At 60.0% G+C, this 15030-nt stretch carries 15 protein-coding genes and 1 pseudogene; 5 read left to right on the forward strand and 11 right to left on the reverse strand.

The genetic code is table 11. The annotated features are described in order from the left end of the window. The 4 genes and pseudogenes from HNR55_RS16720 to HNR55_RS07935 form a co-directional block, all read right to left on the reverse strand. Positions 1-205 (reverse strand): annotated as a pseudogene (locus HNR55_RS16720) (hypothetical protein); the annotation flags it as partial. A 150-nt stretch (positions 206-355) separates the two neighbouring features. Then, complete coding sequence (locus tag HNR55_RS07925) at positions 356-877, reverse strand: iron transporter (protein WP_166113791.1); 522 nt, start codon at positions 875-877, stop codon at positions 356-358. 54 nt (positions 878-931) lie between these two features. Then, positions 932-1756: an FTR1 family iron permease gene (locus tag HNR55_RS07930; RefSeq protein ID WP_166113788.1), complete on the reverse strand. Its 825-nt coding sequence runs from the start codon at positions 1754-1756 to the stop codon at positions 932-934. 3 nt (positions 1757-1759) lie between these two features. Continuing rightward, the gene (locus tag HNR55_RS07935; protein WP_166113785.1) at positions 1760-2104 is read right to left on the reverse strand and encodes a cupredoxin domain-containing protein; all 345 of its coding nucleotides are present in this window, start codon (positions 2102-2104) and stop codon (positions 1760-1762) included. Between the two features lie 89 nt (positions 2105-2193). Here HNR55_RS07935 and HNR55_RS07940 point away from each other — a divergent pair, with 89 nt between their 5' ends. Beyond that, positions 2194-2724, forward strand: a complete 531-nt coding sequence (locus tag HNR55_RS07940) for a hypothetical protein (RefSeq protein ID WP_166113783.1) — start codon at positions 2194-2196, stop codon at positions 2722-2724. Between the two features lie 83 nt (positions 2725-2807). Here HNR55_RS07940 and thiC read toward each other — a convergent pair whose 3' ends face one another. Next, complete coding sequence (gene thiC / locus HNR55_RS07945; protein WP_166113780.1) at positions 2808-4670, reverse strand: phosphomethylpyrimidine synthase ThiC; 1863 nt, start codon at positions 4668-4670, stop codon at positions 2808-2810. Positions 4671-5105: 435 nt separating this feature from the next. Here thiC and HNR55_RS07950 point away from each other — a divergent pair, with 435 nt between their 5' ends. Continuing rightward, positions 5106-6605, forward strand: coding sequence for a sugar porter family MFS transporter (locus HNR55_RS07950; RefSeq protein WP_166113777.1), 1500 nt, complete (start codon positions 5106-5108; stop codon positions 6603-6605). A 111-nt stretch (positions 6606-6716) separates the two neighbouring features. Here HNR55_RS07950 and accC read toward each other — a convergent pair whose 3' ends face one another. The 3 genes from accC to aroQ are packed head-to-tail and all read right to left on the reverse strand — an operon-like array spanning position 6717 to position 8973. Continuing rightward, the gene (gene accC / locus HNR55_RS07955) at positions 6717-8060 is read right to left on the reverse strand and encodes an acetyl-CoA carboxylase biotin carboxylase subunit (protein ID WP_166113774.1); all 1344 of its coding nucleotides are present in this window, start codon (positions 8058-8060) and stop codon (positions 6717-6719) included. Further along, positions 8060-8521 (reverse strand): acetyl-CoA carboxylase biotin carboxyl carrier protein, encoded by a 462-nt coding sequence (locus tag HNR55_RS07960; protein WP_166113771.1) that lies wholly within the window; start codon positions 8519-8521, stop codon positions 8060-8062. Before HNR55_RS07960 ends, accC begins: the two co-directional genes overlap by 1 nt. Beyond that, positions 8518-8973 (reverse strand): type II 3-dehydroquinate dehydratase, encoded by a 456-nt coding sequence (gene aroQ / locus HNR55_RS07965; RefSeq protein ID WP_086646162.1) that lies wholly within the window; start codon positions 8971-8973, stop codon positions 8518-8520. The genes HNR55_RS07960 and aroQ overlap by 4 nt, the downstream gene beginning before the upstream one ends. A 244-nt stretch (positions 8974-9217) precedes the next feature. Between aroQ and HNR55_RS07970 the strand changes: the two genes are divergently transcribed. After that, positions 9218-9820, forward strand: a complete 603-nt coding sequence (locus HNR55_RS07970; RefSeq protein WP_166113768.1) for a septal ring lytic transglycosylase RlpA family protein — start codon at positions 9218-9220, stop codon at positions 9818-9820. A 65-nt stretch (positions 9821-9885) separates the two neighbouring features. Here HNR55_RS07970 and HNR55_RS07975 read toward each other — a convergent pair whose 3' ends face one another. Beyond that, a complete protein-coding gene (locus tag HNR55_RS07975; protein WP_242005497.1) occupies positions 9886-11034 on the reverse strand; it encodes a YihY/virulence factor BrkB family protein in 1149 nt (382 codons plus the stop codon). 346 nt (positions 11035-11380) lie between these two features. Here HNR55_RS07975 and HNR55_RS07980 point away from each other — a divergent pair, with 346 nt between their 5' ends. Both HNR55_RS07980 and HNR55_RS07985 read left to right on the forward strand, forming a co-directional pair. Then, positions 11381-12511 carry a type III PLP-dependent enzyme gene (locus HNR55_RS07980; protein ID WP_166113765.1) on the forward strand — a complete coding sequence of 377 codons (1131 nt, stop codon included), beginning with the start codon at positions 11381-11383 and terminating at the stop codon, positions 12509-12511. A 218-nt stretch (positions 12512-12729) separates the two neighbouring features. Then, a complete protein-coding gene (locus tag HNR55_RS07985; RefSeq protein ID WP_166113762.1) occupies positions 12730-13470 on the forward strand; it encodes a YfdX family protein in 741 nt (246 codons plus the stop codon). A gap of 87 nt (positions 13471-13557) precedes the next feature. Here HNR55_RS07985 and ccmB read toward each other — a convergent pair whose 3' ends face one another. Beyond that, entirely contained in the window at positions 13558-14226 is a 669-nt protein-coding gene (gene ccmB, locus HNR55_RS07990) for a heme exporter protein CcmB (protein WP_048854764.1), read from the reverse strand. Next, positions 14223-14993, reverse strand: coding sequence for a heme ABC exporter ATP-binding protein CcmA (ccmA, locus tag HNR55_RS07995; protein ID WP_456304251.1), 771 nt, complete (start codon positions 14991-14993; stop codon positions 14223-14225). Before ccmA ends, ccmB begins: the two co-directional genes overlap by 4 nt. Positions 14994-15030 lie beyond the last annotated feature (37 nt).

A 15030-nucleotide genomic window follows, 5' to 3' on the forward strand; every position in this document is an offset into this window, starting at 1 on the left:
CCGGGTCCACCTCGGAGACCAGAGGGCCGGAATTGCCCATGCGCCTGCGGTCCTGCTCCAGCTGCGTCTCCGCATTCTGCGCAAATGCCGCTGTGCTGGAGAGTAGGGATAAGGTGAGAGATACAAAAACAGTTTTTGAAAACGCCCTGTTTTTATGCCTGTTACCAGGTGGTGTACTGCGTGGCGCCAGACAGGAGATTGACATCGGGTTGCATCCTATATGCGAATAATTCTCAAAGTCATTAATATGGGAATGGGGAATAAGTCAAATATGTTTTAATGACAACAGCGCAATATAAAAAAAGGGCAGGGATTTGATACAATCCCTGCCCTTTTCAAAAAAAATCAGAAAAAATTATTTCTGGGGGTAGTTAAACGTAAAGCTTTCGGTAAACGGTGCCCAAAAACCCGGGGTGCCGGTTTCCTTGTCTGTGTGGTGCAGGAAGCCGTTGGTTTCGGGCGAGCTGTAGCGGAACACAACCGTATAGGTGCCCGGACCATCCATTTTGACATTGTTGGCGTAATGCGCACCATCTTTTGCAGTCATGGCGTGCAGAATGCCTTCATTTTTCCAGTTGGAGCCCTTTTTGGTCAGGGTGTAATCCACGCCGATGTAGGGGATCCATGCACCATCGGGAAAACCCCAGGGGTTATCGGCAGTTGCATGGACATCGGTTTCCAGATGGATGGTGTCCGGGCCCATGGCCATGTCCTTGGGCATGGGGGCCATTTCCACCCCGATCAGGTAGTTGGCGGCAATTTCCATATCGTGGGCCTGCACGGGGCCACCAATGGGGTATTCACGCGCCATGGCGGGAGCGGCATAGGCGGCGGAAAGGGCGGTCAGAACGGAAAAGACTTTGATGCAACGCTTCATTTCAGGTCTCTATGATCAGAGGTGCCTCAGGCACAAGGTTGAGGAAGTGGGGTTTTATGGTGAGGGGGAGGGGTGTGGGCGGGTGCGCACAAAGCGTTCTGTCGCCAGCAGGCATACAAGGGTCAGGCCCCAGACCAGAATCTGGACCCCTGTTGGCCTGTCGGTGTAACCGGCAAGGGCTTTGGCCGTGCGGCCAGCAAGGCTGCCATCGGACAACAGCCAGGATGTATCCCAGATGTCGTAACCCAGTGCCGGAATCAGGTCATCCGATGCGAGCAGGGCCGCGGCCTGAGAGGCCATGCCAGCTGCCAGAAGGGAGACCAGAATATTGGTAACGGCAAAAAGATGCCGCAGGGGAATAATGATCAGCCCGCGATACAGGGCGTAAGACAGGGCGGCCCCCCCCAGAACACCCAGCAGACCACCGCTGAGCAGGGAAAACGCGCCAACATGGGTGGATACGGCAATACCATACAGGAACAGCACGACTTCCATTCCCTCACGCAGCACGGCTACGGCCACCACGGTTGCCATGGCTCCAAGGGAGCGGCTGCCGGAGGAGACGGCAGCACCCATCTGCTGCATTTGCTGTGCGAGTTCGCGCCCGTGCCGGGCCATCCAGATGACGTGCCATGAGAGCATGAGCACGGCCAGACACAGAATGGCGGCGGAAAAAATATCCTGTCCATTGCCTGAAAATGCCGTGGAGAGCGCACCGGCAAAGGCCGCCGCAATGGCAGCACCCGCCACACCTGCGGCCACACCGCCCGCTACCCACCAGCCACGTCCGGCAATGCCCCGCGTTGCCGCAAGAACAATGCCAACAACCAGCCCGGCTTCTATAACTTCACGGAAAACAATGATCAGACTGCCAAGCATGGTTTACGGCTTTGCTTCTGCGGTGACTGTTCCCTTGGCCTGATCGGGGTGATAGTCATCAAAGAAAGTATAATGTCCGGGGTGTAGAGGGCCTGCGTGCACGCGAATTTTTGATCCGGGGACAATAATTTTTTCAAATTTCATGTCATAGCTCTCAAGCTCGTCTGTCGTGCTGTCCTGATTTTCCAGTTCAATGATAAACCGTTCACCAGCAGGCACACTCAGATGATCAGGTTCAAAATGGTGATCTTTGAGTGTAAGATGAAAAACGGTTTGCGCCTGAGCCTGTACGGGAGGAAAAAGATACATCCCGGTTAAAAGGGGGAAGGCCGCAAAAAGCCGTTTCATTTTCTGATTCTCCGCATGTCTTGACTGTTTGGGTTAGTGAGAATCATTATTAAAGTCAATGTTTATACCGATCGGTGAATTGTAAGCTCATGTCAAATCATCCTCTGGCTTTTATGCGTCTGCCAACCGACCTGCTTATGGCGCTCGATAGCCGGACATTCCATTTCTGGTTCCAGCCGGTGCATTATCTGGTCAGAATGCTGCATATTCTGAGCATGGGCGGGTTTTTTGGCATGGAACTGCTGTTCGCGCTCGCTGTTGTCCAGCAGATGGACAGGGATGCGCTGGTCAGGCTTTCGCGCTTTATGCTGCGCCCGTTGCATATTAGCTATGCCATAGCCATGATCACCGGTTTCGCCCTGTTTTTTTACGATCCGGTGCATATTGGCGCACGCGCCTACATCACGCCCAAGCTGCTGGCGCTGGTTTTGTCGGGGCTGCTGGAATGGTACGGTCACAAGGCCCTGTACTGGCCGATCATGAAGGGGCGGGACGAAAAAGTTTCCTTGTGGTGCAAGGTGTTTTGCTTTTCCGCCTGTCTGGTCTGGGTGGCGGTTATCGTGTTCTCGTGCCTGAATTCAGAAGGCGTGCCAAAAGTGTTTCTGCGGCATTATTTTTAACGGAATGTGTCAAAAAATATGGAGAACAGGCAAACCCATTCTCCATATTTATAGGTGTTCAGGCAGTTATACGCCGGTATGCCTTATTCGGCGGCAACATACACCTTGCCGCCCGCCTGCCGGAATTCCTCATTCTTCTGTTCAATGCCCGCAAGGCGTGCGGCATCTTCCTTCAGGTCCTGGCTGATCCGCATGGAGCAGAACTTGGGGCCACACATGGAGCAGAAATGCGCCGTCTTGTGCGCATCACGCGGCATGGTTTCGTCATGGTACGCGCAGGCCGTATCGGGGTCGAGCGAGAGGTTGAACTGGTCCTCCCAGCGGAAGGAAAAGCGTGCGCGGCTCAGGGCGTCATCACGCAGCTTGGCCCCCGGGTGCCCCTTGGCCAGATCGGCCGCATGGGCGGCAATGCGGTAGGTGATCACCCCGGTTTTGACATCGTTCCGGTCGGGCAGGCCCAGATGTTCCTTGGGGGTGACATAACAGAGCATGGATGTGCCGAACCAGCCGATCATGGCAGCCCCAATGGCCGAGGTAATGTGGTCGTAACCGGGGGCAATGTCGGTTGTTAACGGACCAAGCGTGTAGAATGGGGCCTCGTCACATTCGCGCAACTGCTTGTCCATGTTCTCCTTGATCTTGTGCATGGGCACATGGCCCGGCCCTTCGATCATGACCTGACAGCCTTTGGCCCATGCAATCTTGGTCAGCTCGCCCAGTGTTTCCAGCTCGGCAAACTGTGCGGCGTCGTTGGCATCGGCAATGCTGCCCGGGCGCAGGCCATCACCGAGCGAGAAGGACACGTCATACGCACGCATGATGTCGCAGATGTCTTCAAAATGTTCGTACAGAAAGCTTTCGCGGTGGCCGTTCAGGCACCAGCTCGCCATAATGGACCCGCCGCGCGAGACAATGCCCGTGACGCGGTTGGCGGTCAGCGGCACGTGTTGCAGGCGCACACCGGCATGAATGGTAAAATAGTCCACGCCTTGTTCGGCCTGCTCGATCAGCGTATCGCGGAAGACCTCCCAGTTCAGTTTGCTGACATCCCCGCCCACTTTTTCCAGCGCCTGATACAGCGGCACCGTACCAATGGGGGTGGGGGCGTTACGCAGGATCCAGTCGCGGATGTTGTGGATGTTGCGGCCCGTGGACAGGTCCATGACCGTATCGGCACCCCAGCGGATGGACCAGACCAGTTTTTCCACTTCATCTGCCGCAGAGGAGGTAATGGCCGAATTGCCGATATTGGCGTTGACCTTGACCAGAAAGTTGCGCCCGATCACGACCGGTTCAAGCTCGGGGTGGTTGATGTTGGCCGGAATAATGGCGCGCCCGCGTGCAATTTCTTCCCGCACGAATTCAGGGGTCACAAACTCGGGCAGGGCGGCGTTAAAGGAGTTGCCGTCCCTGAGTTGTGCGGCCGCTTCGTCCAGCGCTTTCTGGCGGCCCAGATTTTCGCGGTGTGCCACATAGATCATTTCCTCGGTAATGATCCCGGCTCTGGCGAATTCATACTGGGTAACGGGTTTGCCCTCTGCACCCTTGAGCACCGTGTGCGGGGCCGGGCAGGGCTGGACCAGATAGCTGCCCTCGGCCCCGCCGTTGTCTTCCGGGCGGATGCTGCGCGGGGTTGTGGCGGTCAGGCTACGTCTGGCAAGCCATGCGCTGCGCAGCTTGGGCAGGCCCGTGCGCACATCAATTCTGGCGGTGTGGTCCGTGTAGGGGCCGGACGTATCGTACACCCGCAGGGGCGGCTCGTTGGCTGCCGGATCGAGTGCGATTTCACGGAACGGCACGCGGATGTCGGGGTGCCCATCGGGGCTGGAATATACCTTGCGTGACCCGCGGATGGGGCCAGTGGTGACCTGCCCGGGGGCTGGGGCCGCCGTGTTGGCTGGTTTGGGGTTGCCGCCCTGTGTGGGCTGTGTGGTGGTGGCAGACATGCTTCAAAGTCTCCTCAGGCGCGAGGAGGACAGGCCCGTACGATAAGGAGTGCGACCACTGCTGGCAACGCCACGCGCAGACTGGCGGGGCGTTTGTTCCTTAACAGGCACCAGTCCCTCCGCCGGTATGAGCCGGATCAGGTTCCCCGCCAGAACCTTATGTTGCTGGCGGCAGGGTCGCCACGGTGCCCTGCGATGGACGCAGTGCAAAAAGTGGCCTCTCAGTTCCTTGGCCCGGAACCCCCCTTGGTTATGTGCAAGCAGATAGCCAGAGGTGTGCCTGTGTCAAGCATTTACACCAATATGTGACCCAATGCGGGGCATAAACACGGCTTTTGCCATGTGTCTGGTTAATGGCATGCACTATCCCACATACCACGATAAATAGAAATTAGTAAGATATGCAAGTTTTTTCGAGTATGTCATGATTGTGTCATGCAGACAGAAAGAAATAAAACGCTTGATGCGGTAAAAAATCTCGAAATATCCCCGCGTGCTCATTACGTCTTGTGGATAGCGGCATTTGTGTCTGCCATATGCGGCGGTCTTTACGGATACGACACGGGTATTATTTCCGGCGCACTCCTTCTTATTGCCAAGGACTTCCACTTAACCTCCGTACAGGAAGAAATGGTAACCTCGGCCATTCTGGTCGGGGCGGTCATTGGGGCTGTTGGGGTTTCCTGGTTTTCCGAGCGGTACGGTCGCCGGATTTCGGTCATGCTGGTTACGGCGGTGTTCGTACTGGGGGCCATTGCCTGCGCCTATGCCTCAAGCGTGACCATGCTGGTGATCGACCGTGTGTTCCTTGGCTTTGCGGTAGGCGGGTCCACGCAGGTGGTGCCGACCTATATTTCGGAACTCGCCCCCGCGGCTAAGCGCGGTAATCTGGTAACGCTGTTCAACGTGGCTATCGGCATTGGCATTTTCATGGCCAATCTTGTGGGCTTTACCATGCGGGATGCATGGGGCTGGCGGCCGATGATCGCCATTGCCGCCATTCCCGCGGCCGTGGTGTTCGTGAGCATGTTCTTCCTGCCCAAAAGCCCCCGCTGGGTGGCCGAGAACGAGGGCATGGTTTCTGCCGTCAAACAGCTTGGGCGCGTGCGCACATCGCGCAAGGTCATCCAGCGTGAGATCAGCGAAATCCGCAAGAACGTGCTGGGCATGGATGAGGATGAACGGGGCTGGAAAGGCCTGCGCCTGCCCTGGGTGCGTCCAGCACTGGTGGCGGCTCTGGGTATTGCGTTCTTTACGCAGGCCGGTGGTCTGGAGATGATGATCTACTATACCCCGACCTTCCTTTCGGATGCCGGGTTCAACAGTTCATCCGCTCTGCTGACCAGCCTTGGCGTTGCCATGGTCTATCTGGTCATGACCCTGCTGGGCTGTCTGTTCGTGGACCGTATTGGCCGCCGCCGTCTGGTGCTGATCATGGGGCCGGGGTCCGTGCTCAGCCTGATCGGGCTTGGCGTCATGTTTGCCCTGCACCCCGATAAGGGCAGTGTCGGGAGCTGGATGATCGTTGTATTCCTGCTGCTGTTCATGGTGTTCAATTCTGGCGGTATTCAGGTTGTGGGCTGGCTGCTGGGGGCGGAACTGTTTCCCCTGCCCATGCGCGCGGTTGCCACCAGCCTGCATGCCGCCGTGCTGTGGGGGGCCGATCTGCTGGTGACGGCAACAGCGCTCTCGCTGGTCCAACTGGTTTCTCTTGGCGGAACAATGTGGATTTACGCCGGGGTTAATCTGGCATCGGTTGTTTTTGTCTACTTCTGCGTGCCCGAAACCAGTGGGGCCACGCTGGAAGATATTGAGATGGCCCTGCGTGATGGTGAGTTTGTGCCCCGGGCCCGGAACAACTACGCCATTCCCCAGTATGAGGAGGAGGAGGACGCTGCTCTCGCCCCCATCCAGCAGGCCAGCCGCCCGGCCTGAAAGTGCGATAACCTTGTCCCCCGCCGCCATGTGCCGGTGGGAGCCTTACAGAAAAGGCCGGTCCAGAGTATGGACCGGCCTTTTTGCATAAGCTGTGCAGGGTATGGTGGCTTAGTGCGTGCGCGCCATAAACTGTTCCAGCCAGTGAATGGTGTACTCCCCGCTCTGGAAAGCAGGGTCTTCCAGAATGGCGCGGTGGAGTGGAATGACGGTTTTAATCCCTTCCACCACAAACTCGTCCAGTGCGCGCTGCATGCGGGCAATGGCCAGCGCGCGCGTGGGGGCATGGACGATCAGCTTGGCAATCATGCTGTCGTAGTACGGGGGCACACGGTAGCCGGTATAGAGTGCGCTATCCACCCGCACACCCAGACCACCGGGAGGGTGGTACACCGCCACGGTGCCGGGGCAGGGGGCAAAGGTGGCGGGGTCTTCGGCGTTAATGCGGCATTCAATGGCATGGCCGGAGAATGTGACATCCGCCTGCGTGTAACCAAGCTTTTCACCTGCTGCCAGGCGGATCTGCTCGCGCACCAGGTCCACATCGCACACCATTTCGGTAATGGGGTGTTCGACCTGGAGGCGGGTGTTCATTTCAATAAAGCAGAACTGTCCGTCCTGGTACAGGAACTCCAGCGTGCCCGCGTTACGGTAGCCCATGCGCGAGAGCGCTTCGGTTGCCGTGCGGCCAATGGTGTCGCGCTGTTCGGTGGAAATGGCGGGGGAGCCCGCTTCTTCCAGCACCTTCTGGTGGCGGCGCTGGAGCGAGCAGTCACGCTCGCCAAAATGGACCACGTTTCCGTAATTGTCGCCCAGAATCTGCAGCTCGATATGGCGCGGGCGGTCCATGTATTTTTCCATGTACACCGCATCGTTGCCAAACGCTGCGCGCGCTTCGGTGCGGGCCATGCTCCATGCATCGGACAGTTCATCGGCGGAGTGGGCGACCTTCATGCCGCGTCCACCACCACCGGCGGCGGCCTTGATCAGCACGGGGTAGCCAACGCGGCTGGCTACTTCGTATGCTTCCTCAAGGTTGGCCAGTTCCCCGTCCGAGCCGGGGACCAGTGGCACGCCAAGGGCGAGCATGGTGGTCTTGGCGGTAATCTTATCGCCCATCATGCGGATATGCTCCGCCGTGGGGCCAATGAAGACCAGACCGTGGGCTTCCACCGTTTCGGCAAAATCCGCGTTTTCGGACAGGAAGCCGTAGCCGGGGTGAATGGCTTCCGCCCCGGTTATGGTCGCAGCGGACAGGATGGCCGCCACATTCAGGTACGAATCGCGCGAGGAGGCGGGGCCAATGCACACAGCCTCATCCGCCAGACGCACATGCATGGCATCGGCATCAGCGGTGGAGTGGACCGCCACGGTTTTGATCCCGAGTTCCCGGCAGGCGCGCAGGATACGCAGGGCGATCTCGCCACGGTTGGCGATAAGGATCTTGGAGAACATTACTCGATAATGGCGAGTGGCTGGCCAAATTCGACCGGGTCGCCCGAAGCAACCAGAATGGCCTTGAGCGTGCCACCCCTGGGAGCCTTGATCTGGTTGAAGGTCTTCATCGCTTCAATCAGCATCAGGGTCTGCCCTGCGGTCACGATCTGCCCTTCGCTCACAAACGGGGGGGAGGACGGGTCGGGCGTCAGGTAGGCCACGCCCACCATGGGGCTGGACACCGCACCGGGATGGCGGGAGAAGTCAGCCGGAGCGGCACTTTCCCCTGCTGCGGGGGCTGCGGCCACGGGGGCTACAGGGGCCACCGGCGCGGGGGCTGCTGCCTGCACGGTTGCGGGGGCACGGGCCACGCGAATGCGGCGGTCTTTTTCAGACACCTCAATTTCGGTCAGTCCGGTTTCAGTCAGAATTTCGGCCAGAGCCCGAATGGCATCCGCGTCCACGAGCAGTCCGCTCATTGGTCATCCTCATCCAGAATAAGATCAGTCATTGCCTGCAAGGCCAGAGAATACCCGCCAACGCCCAGCCCGCAGATAACGCCGCTGGCGGCGCGCGAAACGTAGGAGTGGTGGCGGAATGGCTCGCGGCGGTGAATGTTGGAGATATGGACCTCAATTACCGGCAGGTCCGTAGCCAGCAGTGCATCCAGCAGGGCGATGGATGTATGGGTATATCCTGCGGGATTGATAATAATGCCTTTGGCCCGCCTGCGGCACTCCTGCACCCAGGAGATCAGCTCGCCTTCAATATTGGTCTGGCGGAAGTCTATGGCCAGCCCCAGCTTCTCGGCGGTCTGCAGGCACAGCTGTTCCACGTCGTCCAGCGTCGCCCGCCCGTAGACTTCGGGCTGGCGCTGGCCGAGCATGTTCAGGTTGGGGCCGTTCAGCACAGCAATGAGAGGTCTTTCCATGACAGACGGGGCCGTAGCACGATGCGCCTGCGTATCTCAAGAGAAAGCGGCACGAAAAGTGGCTCCATACCCCCCGACCCCGCATTTTACCTTGAATGTGAGGGGGCTGGTGCGTCATATTTTTGCCATGTGGGCGGGCAATACAGGGTGGGCTACCCCATGTGGTGGTCGAAAAAGGTTGCCTTTGGGCGGTTAAAGCGCCCATTAAGGAATGGTCTATTACGGAAACGGAGTTAACAGGCGGATGTCAGCCCTGCGCCGGGCACTTCTTGGAAGTGTATTTGTCACAACCTCTTTGTTCGCGCTCCCTTCGGCCCATGCGGCCACGGCGGAGGCGTCGAGTGGCACTGCATGGGCCGAGTCCGTGCAAAAAGCCCTTGCCGCGCGTGATGCGCAGGATGTGACCAATGCTGACCCCGCCACTGGCCACAAGGTTTCCCAGAAAGGGATGGCAAGCTGGTATGGTGCACGCCAGCACCTGCGGCGCACATCCTCAGGCATAAAGTTTGACAGGAACCGCCTGACCGCCGCCCACCCTACAGCTCCTCTTGGCAGCAAACTGCTTGTGACATCGGAAGAGACCGGCCGCTCCGTGGTGGTCACGGTGAATGACCGCGGGCCTTACAGTCAGGGGCGGATTATTGATCTGTCACAGGCCGCCGCCGCCCGGATTGGCATGCTGAACACGGGTGTTGCCCATGTTAGTGTGCAGGCTGCAACGCCCGAAGAGGTGGCCGCAGCACCTGAGGCAGGCACGTCTCCCACCTTGAGCGCACCGCCCAAACAACAGTCTGGCAAGCATGGTCGCCCGCTGCACCTCCAGCGCAAGCGCTTTGGCCACCCGTAAGTCATTGCCTCCCCGTAAATAACCAAAGTGCGTCACGGCTCCATCGGGGCGGGTGCTCAGCCTGTTTACAGGTCCGCGCGTGGTGCCTGAGGGCAGTCCGTTGGTGTCGCAGGCTTGCTGGCCAGCATGGAATCGGTTTCGGGCGGGTGGATAAGCCCCAGAGCATACCCCTCCATCTGGGCATTCAGTTCCGCACCCATCAGCACCACCCATGCGGTGACAAAAAACCACATCATGATGGCGATAAACGCGCCCAGTGGTCCGTAGGTCGCGTTGTAGCTGGCCAGATGCGCCACGTAGTATGAGAATCCGAGCGAGGCTATGATCCACGTAATGGTGGAGATCAGCGCGCCGGGCAGCACCCAGCGCCATTGCGTACGCCGCTTGCGGTCCGGGCCAAAACGGTACAGGGCCGACAGGGCCAGTGTTTCAAACGTAAACATGACCACCGGCCCGCTCCATCGCGCCAGGAACTCAATGGAGCCGGGCGGGGTGGGAATATGCAGGATGGCGGGCAGCGCTAAAAACAGCGGCATGGCCACCAGCAGGGCCAGCGTGAGCACAGCGCCCAGAATGCCAGACAGGGTCATGGCGAAGGCGGTAGCCTGAAAGACCAGAAAATTCCGGTTCTCGCGCGTGTTGTAGGCGATATTCAGGGCAGACAGGATGGAACGCGTGGCAGCCGATGCCGACCACAGCGCAACCGAGAGCGAGATGATCAGGTTGACGGTCAGGGAGGACGGCGGCTCGGCCACCAGTGTCTGCACCCGGTCATAGAGCAGGTTGAAGGCGCTGGGGGGCAGCAGGTTGCGCAGGATATCCATCTGCGGGGCTACGGTCTGCACGTCGAACACCAGCCCGTAAATGGAGATCATGGCGCTAATGGCGGGGAACATCGAGAGGGTGGTATAGAACGCGCACCCCGCAGCCACCAGAGTTGTTGGCCCGAACACAAGGTTCTTGACCGTGTTGGAGAGAATGGTCCGCCAGTCCCCGCGGCTCATGACCCAGGGGCTTGCAAAGCGCAGCCTGGCGACCTGAGTGGGTGTATCGTGCCCGGTACGACGGGGGAGCGGGGAACGGTCCGACTGCCAGAGAGCCTGCATGAATCCAGAAAAATCCTTGATCTGTGGTCTGGCCCGATTGCGGTATCGGGCGCTCCACGTGCGCACCATGGATTCGGCCAGCGGGGGGCCGGTTGTGGAGTCTGGCAAGGTTTACTTCACAATGGGGCGCACTAAAGATTTTGCGTGAAAAAGCAGGAGAAAAGCGTGAAGCAACCGTAATGTTTCCAAGTCTTATCGGGGGTTGGGGGGGTATGCCAAGTTTTTTTGTTTTGTCTGGATTTTTTACTTGCGCTTGTGTCGGTTTGGCCGCATATGCACGCCCCTACGCAGCAACGCACGTGCCACTGGCCCTCTGAGGTTACGCAACGACGTCAAGCGTTCTGGCTAATCCGGGCCTCTTTGCAGGTCTGCCTTTCGCTGGTCCGTTAGACCGTTTCGCAACGTCCTTCTCCGCTGTGCAGGCGGGGGAGCCTGATACTGGGGGAGTGGGGACATGAATCCCAAAATCACCCGTTTTCTTGCCGAACAAACACCGGCAACGCCCTGCCTTGTCGTCGATGTTGACCAGGTGGAAGCCCGTTATCGCGCGCTGGGCAAGGCCCTGCCGCTCGCGCGCATTTACTATGCCGTCAAGGCCAACCCGGCCATGCCGATCCTGACCCGTCTGGTCGGGCTTGGCTCCTGCTTTGACGCCGCATCCTGGGAGGAAGTCTCCCTCTGTCTTGAGGCAGGGGCGCACCCTGAGGATATCTCCTTTGGCAACACGGTTAAAAAAGTGTCGGCCATTCAGGCAGCCTACAGGGCTGGCGTGCGCATGTTCGTGTTCGACTGCCGCGAAGAGCTGGAAAAAATTGCCCAGCACGCACCGGGCAGCCGCGTGTACTGCCGCCTGCTGGTGGACAATTATGATGCGGAATGGCCGCTCTCACGCAAGTTTGGCACCACGGTCGAATCTGCACGGGATCTGATGCTTGAGGCCCGCGCGCTGGGGCTGGACCCGTATGGTCTGTCCTTCCATGTCGGGTCGCAGCAGCTTTCGGCCGAGGCTTACGAAGCCGCGATTGCCCGCGTAGCCAGCCTGTTTACGGACCTGAGCGATGCCGGGCTGGACCTGCGCATGATCAACCTCGGTGGGGGCTTCCCCATCCGTTACCGCGAGGATGTGCCCGAGATCGACCATTTTGCCGGGGCGATCTGCCGCGCCATGACCGAGCATTTTGGCAATGCGCTGCCCGAAATGCTGGTCGAGCCGGGCCGCTTCATTGTGGGCGAGGCAGGCGTTGTGCATACCGAGGTCGTGCTGGTGAGCGCACGCGGTCGGCAGGACGGGCCACGCTGGGTGTATCTGGACATCGGGCGTTTTGGTGGTCTGGCGGAAACGGAGGGCGAATCCATCCGCTACGCCATTCGCACCGCGCGTGATGGCTCCCCCACGGGGCCGGTGGCGCTGGCGGGCCCAACCTGCGACGGGGCGGATATCCTGTACGAAAAAAGCCATTACGACCTGCCGCTGGACCTGCGCTCGGGCGAACAGATCGACCTGCTGGGGACGGGGGCTTACGTTTCCACCTACTGCTCGACCCGCTTCAACGGCTTTGCGCCCCTGAGCGAGTATTACATCTGAGCACACGCCTTACGGGGTGCTCTGCTAGTGGTTTTTCCCTTCCTCCGCCGGGCTGTGCTGGCCCGGTGGAGGAAGGGTTTTTCTTTTCTGCCCGGCCTCACCCTCACCGTAAAGGCAGCCCTGTATTGTGCGTGCAGCCCTTTGCAGATGCTCCGATGCGCTTCAACATTGTCCCGGATACAGGCTCATGATCAGGGGTCTGGATAAAGGGAGTTATCATGACACGAATGGGTATGCTGCTGGGTACGGTTCTGGTGGCAACAACTGTTGCAACACCTTTGTATGCACAGCAGGCGCAGTCTGGTGCCGCAGCGTCCAGCACGATCGCACAGTCCGCCGCCACGCAGGACTTCAGCCGTCTTTCCGATGATGGCAGCATGGCGTTCGAATATCTGACCCTCGCACGGAGCGCCATTTTTGATGGTGATCTGGCCGGGGCCAAGGCGCTTATCGCCAATGCCCAGCAGGCACTGACCACGGCCCGCTCGGACAATACCGCCTTCCAGAAGGCCGCCGCCGAACTGATGCCGAGCAAAACCGGCCAGTCCCGCCCCCGTTCCGCTGCGCCCACAACGCAGCAGGTGGCATGGCTCCCCATTGATGGGGAACTGGTCCTGAACGCCAATACAGAAGAAACACCGGAAAAAACCGCCGTTGTGGCCGCTGCCAACCGGCACCTCAAATCCGGCAACCCCGCCCGTGCGGCTGAAGTGCTGCGCGTGACCAGCGTGGATGCGGATTATGTGATTGCCGCCGTGCCGCTGGAGCAGGTGACGCAGGACGTGGCCCGTGCCGCCAAGCTGATTGGCAAAGACCCCTACAAGGCCAGCGAAGCCCTGCGTGATGCGCAGGAAGCCGTGCGTTATGCCTCGGTGGATATTCAGGCCGTGTCCAACCCGGCAACAAACGCCAAGGCCGCACCGGCCCCGGCAGCCCCGGCGGCTGCTCCGGCAAAATAAGCAGACAGGCCAGTCCGCTTTGCCGGACGGGTTCAAAAAAAGGGGGGAGGCCACACAATGGTCGCCCCTCTTTTTTTATAGTGTGGCTTACTCCGCTGCTGCGCGTAATCCGGCCCCAGCGGCGAGGGGGCAGAGCGGGAGCGTGCCTGCGACAAATGCCCCCAGCAGTTCAAGGTCTGGCTGCCAGGGCAGGCCGTTGGAGGCCGCGTCTATGGCAGCCGCGCCAAAAATAAGGGCGGGTGTAGCCAGAGGCAGGGTCAGCAGGGGGAGCAGCACGCCACCCCGCCGCGCACCCAGCACAATGGATGCGCCCATCCCCCCGATAAGCGAGAGCACGACAGACCCCAAAAACAGCCCCCCCAGCAGCACCGGCAGGGCGGAGGAGGGCAGCCCCAGCATGACCGCAAGCGGAACCGCGGCCAGCAGCAGCGGTACGCCGGTTGTCAGCCAGTGGGCGGTTATTTTGGCCAGTGCCACCAGTGCGGGCGGCAGGCCAAGCAGGAGCAACTGGTCCAGAGAGCCATCTTCCAGCTCCGCGCCAAACAGGCGGTCCAGCGGCAAAAGGGCAGCCAGCAGGGCGCATACCCAGATAATGCCCGGTGCCATATGGCGCAAAAGCTCGGGCGATGGGCCAAGAGCCAGTGGGAACAGTGTTGCCGTCACTACAAAAAACAGCACGGCCCCCAGCGTGTCCGCCCCGTGGCGCAGGGCCAGCCGCAGGTCCCGCATGACAATGCCCCAGAACAGCCGGTTCATGCGTAGTCTCCCTCAAACGTGCCAAAGGGGCGGGGGTCGGTAGCACCGGGCAGGTCCAGCGCGCAGGTGTTGTCCAGCGGCAGGGGAACATGGGTTGTGGCGATCAGGATTCCGCCGCGCGCACGGTGGGCCGCCATGGCGCGGCCCAGCAGGGTTATGGCGGCCGAATCCAGCCCCAGACTCGGCTCGTCCAGCAGCCAGAGCGGTGCCTGTGCGAGCAGAACGCGGGCAAGGGCGGTGCGGCGCTTCTGCCCGGCAGAAAGCAGGCGGGCAGGCAGGTCGGCCAGTGCGCGCAGGTCCATGGCCTCCAGTGCATCGCTCAGGTCTGCGCCGGGGCGGGTGAACAGGTGCAGGTTTTCGCTCACGCTCAGGCCGGGTTTTAGCGCGTCCTGATGGCCAATATAGGCCACGCGCTCCGCATGGGCGGCGCGGTCATCAAAAATGGACTGGCCATTCCATGTCAGTTGCCCCGAATCCGGTTTGCGCAGCCCGGCCAGCACACGCAGCAGGGTGGATTTGCCCGCGCCGTTGGGGCCGGTCAGCAGCATGGCGTCCCCCGCATGCAGGGTCAGGCTTACGCCGTCGAGCACCAGACGGTCCCCGCGAAACACGCACAGGGAGTCCGCCTCCAGCACCGTGCCGGTGGGGGTGGGGGGGCCAGATGGAGCGCTGGCACGGGGTTCAGACTGGCTCACGGAGATGGGACTTCTCCTTTTTGTTACCGTAATAACACAATAAAGCGGGAGTGCTCGCGCGGTCGTGGTCACTCTCCCGCTTGTGCCTTTTATTAGTGCCGGTATGTTC

The organism is Acetobacter lovaniensis, from assembly GCF_014207635.1.
In the GTDB taxonomy this organism is placed as follows: Bacteria; Pseudomonadota; Alphaproteobacteria; order Acetobacterales; family Acetobacteraceae; genus Acetobacter; species Acetobacter lovaniensis.

What these genes read in the sequence shown, in the direction of transcription:
- HNR55_RS07925 (WP_166113791.1), bottom strand. Translation starts at nt 877, where the DNA reads ATGAAGCGTTGCATCAAAGTCTTTTCCGTTCTGACCGCCCTTTCCGCC.
- HNR55_RS07930 (WP_166113788.1), bottom strand. Translation starts at nt 1,756, where the DNA reads ATGCTTGGCAGTCTGATCATTGTTTTCCGTGAAGTTATAGAAGCCGGG.
- HNR55_RS07935 (WP_166113785.1), bottom strand. Translation starts at nt 2,104, where the DNA reads ATGAAACGGCTTTTTGCGGCCTTCCCCCTTTTAACCGGGATGTATCTT.
- HNR55_RS07940 (WP_166113783.1), top strand. Translation starts at nt 2,194, where the DNA reads ATGTCAAATCATCCTCTGGCTTTTATGCGTCTGCCAACCGACCTGCTT.
- thiC (WP_166113780.1), bottom strand. Translation starts at nt 4,670, where the DNA reads ATGTCTGCCACCACCACACAGCCCACACAGGGCGGCAACCCCAAACCA.
- HNR55_RS07950 (WP_166113777.1), top strand. Translation starts at nt 5,106, where the DNA reads ATGCAGACAGAAAGAAATAAAACGCTTGATGCGGTAAAAAATCTCGAA.
- accC (WP_166113774.1), bottom strand. Translation starts at nt 8,060, where the DNA reads ATGTTCTCCAAGATCCTTATCGCCAACCGTGGCGAGATCGCCCTGCGT.
- HNR55_RS07960 (WP_166113771.1), bottom strand. Translation starts at nt 8,521, where the DNA reads ATGAGCGGACTGCTCGTGGACGCGGATGCCATTCGGGCTCTGGCCGAA.
- aroQ (WP_086646162.1), bottom strand. Translation starts at nt 8,973, where the DNA reads ATGGAAAGACCTCTCATTGCTGTGCTGAACGGCCCCAACCTGAACATG.
- HNR55_RS07970 (WP_166113768.1), top strand. Translation starts at nt 9,218, where the DNA reads ATGTCAGCCCTGCGCCGGGCACTTCTTGGAAGTGTATTTGTCACAACC.
- HNR55_RS07980 (WP_166113765.1), top strand. Translation starts at nt 11,381, where the DNA reads ATGAATCCCAAAATCACCCGTTTTCTTGCCGAACAAACACCGGCAACG.
- HNR55_RS07985 (WP_166113762.1), top strand. Translation starts at nt 12,730, where the DNA reads ATGACACGAATGGGTATGCTGCTGGGTACGGTTCTGGTGGCAACAACT.
- ccmB (WP_048854764.1), bottom strand. Translation starts at nt 14,226, where the DNA reads ATGAACCGGCTGTTCTGGGGCATTGTCATGCGGGACCTGCGGCTGGCC.